A 7295-nucleotide genomic window follows, 5' to 3' on the forward strand; every position below is an offset into this window, starting at 1 on the left:
CAGGAGGCGCGGGAGCGCCTCTACGGCCCGTCCGGCCGGCCGGCCGCGGACGCCTGACCGGCCAGCGACGGCGCGGGGCCGGCGGCGTCGGCGGCCTGCCCGGTGTCCCGTCGGGCCCGGCCGAGCAGCCGGCGCGCCCAGACGACGGGCCGCACCCGCTCCAGCGGCAGGAAGCTGGTCATCGCCGCCAGGTGCGGGGCGAACGAGATGGTGATGGTCGCGATGGTGACCAGGTGGAACGAGTAGAAGAAGCCCACGGTCGCCAGCCGCCAGCGCTCCCGCAGCAGGAAGACCACCGGGCTGAGCAGCTCGAACGCGACGATGCCGAACTGGGCGACGATCAGCAGGTAGGGCACCGAGGCGATCAGGTCGGCCAGCTCGGTGCCGCGCCGGATGATCGCCCGGGCCAGCACCGAGCCGGTAAGCCAGTCCAGCCCGCCGAAGCGCAGCTTGGCCCAGGCGGCCAGGAAGTACGTGCAGATGACGGCGATCTGGGTGACCCGCAGCGCCCAGCCGCCCGCCTCGGTGCGGGTGGCGTCGCCGTGCCGGGCCCGGCCGGCGGTGGGCAGGACGGCCAGCGCGACGAGCAGGCCGAACCGGTCGTGGTCGACCTTGCCGTAGCTCATCGCGACGATCATCCACTCGAAGTAGAGCGCGAAGACGGCCCAGCCGAGCAGCCGGGGCGCCCGGCCGGTCGCGGCGAGCAGGGCGAGCAGCAGCAGGGCCCAGAAGAGCGCGGCGACCAGCGCCGGGGTGGGTGTGGGCAGCGGCAGGATCCGCCCGGCGAGCAGTGGCTGGTAGAGCTCCCCGGGCACGGAGACGCGGGTGCGCACCCATGGGGTGAAGACGACCAGGTCGGCGGCGACGAAGAGATAGATCAGGGTCCGGAAGGCGGCCACCCGGCCGCGGGGCACCGGCTCGGTCAACCAGCGGGTCATCGGGGCGCCCTCCAGGAGACCACGGTCTCGTCGGTCCAGCGGCCCGTCGGCCGGCCGTCCCGGATGCCGTGCCAGCGGATCACGATGCGGACCTCCACCAGCTCGGCCGCGCCGGGGTGGCGTTCGGCGTACGCGTCGGCGACCTCGGTGAGCAGCTCGGGGTCGGCGGCGTAGCGGTCCTGCTGGCCTTCGATCTCGGCGCGGCGGATGCCCGTGGCGCTCTCGCCCAGGTCGACGACCGCGCCGGTGCTGTCGACGCCCTCGACGCGGGTGTCCGGGGCGGGGGAGCTGGGTGGGTTCGAGGTCGAGTACATCCGGAACGGGCCGAACGGGAAGTGGTCGTCGGTGCCCCAGACGGTGCCGGCGAGCAGGACGGCCAGGCCGAGGGCGGTGGCGGCGAGCCGGATAGCGCGACCGCGGCTGGTCAAGGTCTCCATCGGGTCGTGACGATACGGGATGTACCGCCCGTCCCGGGTCCCTCCGGCGGCCACATGTCGCCGCCGGGTGGCGGGACCGGCCGGGCCCGCGGACCCGCCGGAGGGGATGGGAACCGGAGGCGAGGGCCGCCGCGCCCGCCCGCTAGACGCGACGACGGCCGGGCCCGCGGGCCCGGCCGTCGTGTGGCTCGGCTCAGTGCTGGTGACCGGCCAGCTTCTGGCGGACGTCGTCCATGTCGAGGGCCTGGACCTGCTCGATCAGGTTCTCCAGGGCGGACTCGGGAAGGGCGCCCGGCTGGGCGAAGACGATGACGCCGTCGCGGATCGCCATGATGGTCGGGATGGAGCGGATGTCGAACTTGGCGCCCAGCTCCTGCTGCGCCTCGGTGTCGACCTTGCCGAAGACGATGTCGGGGTGCTTCTCCGAGGAGCGCTCGTAGACCGGGGCGAACCGCTTGCACGGGCCACACCACTCGGCCCAGAAGTCGACGAGCACGATGCCGTCGCTGCTGGCGACCTCGTCGAAGTTTGCCGTGGTCAGCTCTACGGTTGCCATGAAAGTCTCCGATCGGCGCGGAATAGCTACGTCTGGTGGAACCAGGGCGTACCTCGTGGAATTCCCGCCATCCGACCACCGAAACGCGCGCTCGCGCCGGTCGCCGGTGCCGCCCTTCATCGATCGGCGTGGCTTCGATGCGCTCGTGCGGACCGCAAGTGCAGGACGCATTTGCGTGACAAGCCGTGATGGGAGCGCTTCCACAAAGATCGACACGGTAGGTCGGCAGAAATGAGCAATCTGGCGCTTGACAAGCGGCTATCGCGTGTGCGGAGATCGCCAAAGGCTCCCGACCAAGCTACGGAGAGTAGTGTTACAAAAAGATAAATGTGACCTCGATCTCTGTTCTCTCCGCGTCGCGGTGGGGCAGAATCTTCCGCATCAGAGCGTGGGCGGCGGGTGCCGGGGAGGGCCCCGCCGCTCATTGCGTCTCCCCCCGGGAGCGCCGGTGTGACATTTCCGCCCGGCCCGCGCCCCACCCGCTGCCTTAACACTCGATAAGGCATGCTGTGCCGAACTCCATCGCCGCCCGTCGAAGGGGACAAGGATGCAGTTCGGCCGCTACTACGAGGAGTTCGAGGTCGGCGCGGTCTACCGGCACTGGCCCGGCAAGACGGTCACCGAGTACGACGACCACCTCTTCTGCCTGCTCACGATGAACCACCACCCGCTGCACATGGACGCGCACTACGCCGAGTCGGCGAGCCAGTTCAAGCGCAACGTCGTGGTCGGCAACTACATCTACTCGCTGCTGCTCGGCATGTCGGTGCCCGACGTCAGCGGAAAGGCGATCGCGAACCTGGAGGTCGAGTCGCTGCGGCACGTCGCGCCGACGTTCCACGGCGACACGATCTACGGCGAGACCACCGTGCTGGACAAGCGGGAGTCGTCCTCCAAGCCCGACCGGGGCGTCGTGTCGGTGGAGACCCGGGGCTACAACCAGGACGGCACGATGGTCTGCGTCTTCCGCCGCCGGGTGATGGTCCCCAAGAAGGAGTACGCGGCCGCGAACGTGCCCGAGGGTGTGGACCCGGAGCGCCCGAGCTTCCCCGAGCCCCGCTGACGCGACGGCCCCTTCCCGCCCGGGTTCCGGGTGGAAGGGGCCTTTTTTCCGTTCCGGGGCATATGCTGGCGCCGGAGGTCCTCATGAGCCACTCCGTCGCCGGAGAGCCGCCCTCTGCCGGCCGCCGCGCCGCACCGTCGACCACCGCCGTCTACTCCGCCGCCGAGTGGGACCTGCTGACCGGCCTGCCCGGCCGGGTGCTCGTCGCCGCCGCCGCGCCCGGCCCCGGCCGGCCCCGCCGGACGGTCTCCGCCGGGCTCGCCGGCCTCGACGCGGTGGCCGCCGGTCGCGCCTTCGACAGCGATCTCGTACGCGCGGTGGTCGCCGCCATCTACGCCCGGCACGACGGCGCGTCGCCGCCCGTCGACCGGGTCACCGACGTGGTGGATTTGCTCGCCGCCTGCCGGGCCGCGACCCGGGTGCTGCGGCGGGCCGATCCCGCCGACTCGGCGGCGTACCGGCAGTGGGTGCAGTCGGTCGCGGCCCGGGTCTGCCGGGCGGCGACGGCCGGCGCCGAGGGGCTGCCGTCGGCACCCGCCGACCGCCGGTTCCTCGACCGGCTGGGCGGCGCCCTGGGGCTGGGCTGACCGGGCGGGCCGGCGGGGCCGCGGCCCGGGGCGGCACCCGCGGGCCGTACCCTGCCTGACCGTGACCGGAGACCAGCTCGACGTCGGCGTGGGACCGTGGCCGGGGGACCCGCCGGACGACCCGCGCTACGACCCCGAGCTGCTCGCCGAGGGCGACCGGCGCAACGTCGTCGACCGCTACCGCTACTGGCGGCGGGAGGCGGTGGTGGCCGACCTGGACCGACGCCGGCACGACTTCCACGTGGCGATCGAGAACTGGCAGCACGACTTCAACATCGGCACGGTCGTCCGCAACGCGAACGCCTTCCTCGCCGCCGAGGTGCACGTCGTGGGCCGCCGCCGGTGGAACCGGCGCGGGGCGATGGTGACCGACCGCTACCAGCACGTCCGGCACCACGGGACGATCGAGGAGTTCGTCGACTGGGCGGCCGGGCTGGCGCTGCCGGTCGTCGGCATCGACAACCTGCCCGGGTCGCGCCCGCTGGAGACCACCACCCTGCCGAGGCGCTGCGTCCTGCTCTTCGGGCAGGAGGGGCCCGGCCTCTCCGACGCGGCGCGTGCCGCCTGCGACCAGCTCTTCTCCATCGCCCAGTACGGCTCCACCCGGTCGATCAACGCCGGCGTGGCCAGCGGCATCGCGATGCACGCCTGGATCCGCGCGCACGCCGGCCCACCGCCGACCTGACAGACCCCGGTCGGTGGCACCGAAACCGGCGCTCCGCTTGACGGGGCGGCGGTGCGGGGCGACGGTGGGATGGTGAGTGTCGCGGTGAGTTGTCCGAGATGTGGGGGGCCGGTGCGGGCGCCGGACCTGATGCACACCGAGTCGCGCTGCCTGGACTGCGGGCCCGTTCCCCCGCTGCACGTGCCCGAGCACATCGGCGCGGAGATCGTCGCCAGCGTGGTGGACCGCATCACCGCCGCCGCCGACCCGCCGGGCCGGCCGCCGACGCCCCTGTGGTGCCCGTGGCCACTGCCGCCGGGCTGGACCGTGACCGGGGTCGCGTACGCCGGGGACGACCGGACCGGCGTCCGCGCCACGGCCGTGGCCTGCGCCGGCCCCGCGCCGCTCGGCGAGGGCCCCGCCGACGTGGTCTTCGTGGCGGAGGAGCCCGGCGTCGGCCTGGGCACCCGGTTCGCCGGGATGGTCGGCCCCGATCCCGGCCCGGAGTTGGCCGAGGCGCTGACCGACCCCGGCCCCGGCCACCCGGAGCACGTCGGGCAGGCCAGGATCAAGGTGGCCGGTCACCCGACTCCACTGTGGCTCGTGAACTCGCCGACAGATCGAAGCGCGTACGCCGGCGAGGCTCGGGGTTTGTGGCTCCATGCGATAGCCTGGCCGGCGAGTGCGGGTCACCTGCTCGCGGAAGACGTCGTGCTGCACGACCTGACCGAGTGGACACCGCCCGAGCTCGTGTACGGCGCACCGTCTCCGTATCTGCACGGGAAGGCTTGACAGGTTCCGGGGCCTCGCAGGGCTCCAGGGCTTGACTTCCATCCCGGAATGTCGGAGAACGGACGCAGATATTCACTGTACGACACCACACTGATACTCTGGGTGCCGCTGCGGTAATGGGACCCGGCGCCGCGCGAGAGGATGGCCCGCCATGGTCAAGAAGGTCCTCACCTGGGCCGGAATCGCATTCTTGATCTTCTTCGTCGCCTACCGGCCAAATTCTGCTGCGGACGTCTTCAAGTCCCTGGGCGGCGGCATCATGGACATCGCCCAGGGCTTCGGCGACTTCTTCACCAGTCTCGTGGCCTAACCGCCGATGGGAAGCCCCTCCGGTCCACCCTTCGACCCCGACGACCCCGACCGGGAGCGCCGGGAGCGAGACACGGAGCCGATCCCTCGGCTCGGGCCCGACGACGGGCCGGGCTACGGCACCGGCCCGGGCCTCGGCGACGGCCCCTCCCTTTCGGACGACGCCGGCTACGGCGACGGCCCGGCCTACGCGGGGGAGGGGCGGTCCGGTCGGGCCTGGATCCGCGATCCCGAGGCCGGCTACCAGCCGCCCCAGATCTCGGAGGACGAGCTGGCCGGCCTGCGGGCCGACGCCGCCGGCATGACCCCACGCCGGGTCCTGCCGTTGGAGGACGAGCCCAGCTCGCTGGTCGCGCGCTACCTCTTCCCCACCGAGCGCTACCGGGGCGAGTGGAAGCGGCACTGGATCCACCTCTCCACCCCGCTGCTGGTCGGCATCGCCGCGACGTTCGTGCTCGGCTACCTCTCCGGCTTCCTCGCCGGGCAGGACGTGGGGGCGCTGACCACGATCGCCGTGCTGCTCTGGTTCGCGGTGATGGGCTGGGTGGCGTGGAAGGTCGCCGACTGGTGGTACGACCGCTTCATCCTGACCAACAAGCGGGTGATGGTGGTCAACGGCATCATCACCCGGCAGGTCGCGATGATGCCGCTGGTCCGGGTCACCGACATGAAATACGAGCAGACCCCGACGGGCCGGGCGCTCAACTACGGCACCTTCGTGCTGGAGTCCGCCGGTCAGGAGCAGGCGCTCCGCGAGATCAAGAACCTGCCCAACCCCAACGAGCTCTACCTGCGCGTCGTCGAGGAGATGTACGAGCCGCAGGCGGTCGAGGCGCGGCTGGGCAAGGAGGCCGACGAGGCCAAGGCCGACGACGGGGCGTGAAACTTTTCGTCCGAACATCGGAGGAACTGCGCACCATTCGCCGTCGACCCGGCCACCCGGGGCGTGGCAACCTGCCAGGGAAACGGGTCGCGGAGGTGGCTGATGGCTGGCAGGGATCCCTTGGAGGAGGAGTTCCGCGACTTCGTCGCGGCCCGCTCCGGCGCCCTGCTGCGCACCGCGTACCTGCTCAGTGGGGACTGGGCGACCGCGGAGGACCTGCTGCAGACCGCGTTGACCAAGACCTACCTGGCCTGGAAGCGGCTCGGCGGGATCGAGGCGATCGAGCCGTACGCCCGCCGGGTCATGGTCAACACCTCGACGAGCTGGTGGCGCCGGCGGTGGCACGGTGAGCGGCCCACGGAGACGCTGCCGGAGCGCGCCGCGGTCGACGAGATCGAGCAGCAGCTCGACCGGGACCTGCTCTGGCGTCACCTGAGCGCGCTGCCCACCCGGCAGCGGGCGGTGCTCGTGCTGCGCTACTACGAGGACATGTCCGAGGCGCAGACCGCCGCCCTGCTCGGCATCTCGCCGGGCACGGTCAAGAGCCAGACCTCGCGCGCCCTGGGCACCCTGCGTCGCCGGATGGGGGCCGAGGCGGCCCTCGACCTGCCGGCCGGGGTCGACCGTTCCCCGGACCGTCCCCGGAGCACCCCCACCGGCCGTCCCGCGTCCGCCGCTGTCGGCCGGTCCGCTGATGCCGGCCGGCCCGTGCCCGCCGATGCTGGCCGGCCCGTGTCCGCTGGCACCGGACGGCCCGGGCCCGCCGACGCCGGACGGCCGCCGGCCTACGGCGCTCCGACGATGGTGGTCGGGGCGGACGCGGCGGCCGTCGTCGCGGCGACCGCCGCCCCGCCGCGCGTCGCCGCTCCGGGTGCCGCGCCCGCCGTGCCGGTGGCGTCCGGCACCGGCCCCACCGCGCCGGGCGTCGGGTCGTCGGCCCACGGCGTCGGACCGGCAGCCCACGGCGTCGGGCCGGGGTGTTGTCGCCCCGCTTGGAGGTGGCCACCAGGTAGTCGCGGTTGAGCCGGCCGATGGTGTTCAGCGGGATGCCCTTCGGGCAGACCAC

Annotated in this window: 10 protein-coding genes; 7 read left to right on the forward strand and 3 right to left on the reverse strand. The window is 72.7% G+C overall.

The genetic code is table 11. The features are described from left to right. Positions 1-20: 20 nt before the first annotated feature. The 3 genes from ACWENR_RS28550 to trxA form a co-directional block, all read right to left on the reverse strand. On the reverse strand, positions 21-938 hold the full coding sequence (locus ACWENR_RS28550; RefSeq protein ID WP_452280048.1) for an HTTM domain-containing protein: 918 nt from the start codon (positions 936-938) through the stop codon (positions 21-23). Beyond that, positions 935-1375 carry a hypothetical protein gene (locus ACWENR_RS28555; RefSeq protein WP_452280049.1) on the reverse strand — a complete coding sequence of 147 codons (441 nt, stop codon included), beginning with the start codon at positions 1373-1375 and terminating at the stop codon, positions 935-937. Before ACWENR_RS28555 ends, ACWENR_RS28550 begins: the two co-directional genes overlap by 4 nt. Positions 1376-1568: 193 nt before the next feature. Further along, entirely contained in the window at positions 1569-1931 is a 363-nt protein-coding gene (gene trxA, locus ACWENR_RS28560) for a thioredoxin (RefSeq protein WP_452280050.1), read from the reverse strand. Positions 1932-2478: 547 nt separating this feature from the next. Here trxA and ACWENR_RS28565 point away from each other — a divergent pair. The 7 genes from ACWENR_RS28565 to ACWENR_RS28595 all read left to right on the forward strand — a co-directional run bounded on the left by ACWENR_RS28565 (position 2479) and on the right by ACWENR_RS28595 (position 7252). Next, a complete protein-coding gene (locus ACWENR_RS28565; protein WP_452280051.1) occupies positions 2479-2994 on the forward strand; it encodes a MaoC family dehydratase in 516 nt (171 codons plus the stop codon). Positions 2995-3077: 83 nt separating this feature from the next. Further along, on the forward strand, positions 3078-3581 hold the full coding sequence (locus ACWENR_RS28570; protein WP_452280052.1) for a hypothetical protein: 504 nt from the start codon (positions 3078-3080) through the stop codon (positions 3579-3581). A gap of 61 nt (positions 3582-3642) precedes the next feature. Beyond that, positions 3643-4266, forward strand: a complete 624-nt coding sequence (locus tag ACWENR_RS28575) for a TrmH family RNA methyltransferase (protein WP_452280053.1) — start codon at positions 3643-3645, stop codon at positions 4264-4266. Positions 4267-4335: 69 nt separating this feature from the next. Continuing rightward, positions 4336-5037 (forward strand): DUF6758 family protein, encoded by a 702-nt coding sequence (locus ACWENR_RS28580; RefSeq protein ID WP_452280054.1) that lies wholly within the window; start codon positions 4336-4338, stop codon positions 5035-5037. Between the two features lie 151 nt (positions 5038-5188). Then, on the forward strand, positions 5189-5347 hold the full coding sequence (locus ACWENR_RS28585; RefSeq protein WP_007455302.1) for a hypothetical protein: 159 nt from the start codon (positions 5189-5191) through the stop codon (positions 5345-5347). 6 nt (positions 5348-5353) lie between these two features. Next, positions 5354-6229 (forward strand): PH domain-containing protein, encoded by an 876-nt coding sequence (locus tag ACWENR_RS28590; RefSeq protein WP_091098328.1) that lies wholly within the window; start codon positions 5354-5356, stop codon positions 6227-6229. A 102-nt stretch (positions 6230-6331) separates the two neighbouring features. Next, positions 6332-7252 (forward strand): SigE family RNA polymerase sigma factor, encoded by a 921-nt coding sequence (locus ACWENR_RS28595; RefSeq protein WP_452280055.1) that lies wholly within the window; start codon positions 6332-6334, stop codon positions 7250-7252. Positions 7253-7295 lie beyond the last annotated feature (43 nt).

This window comes from Micromonospora sp. NPDC004336, assembly GCF_053602615.1.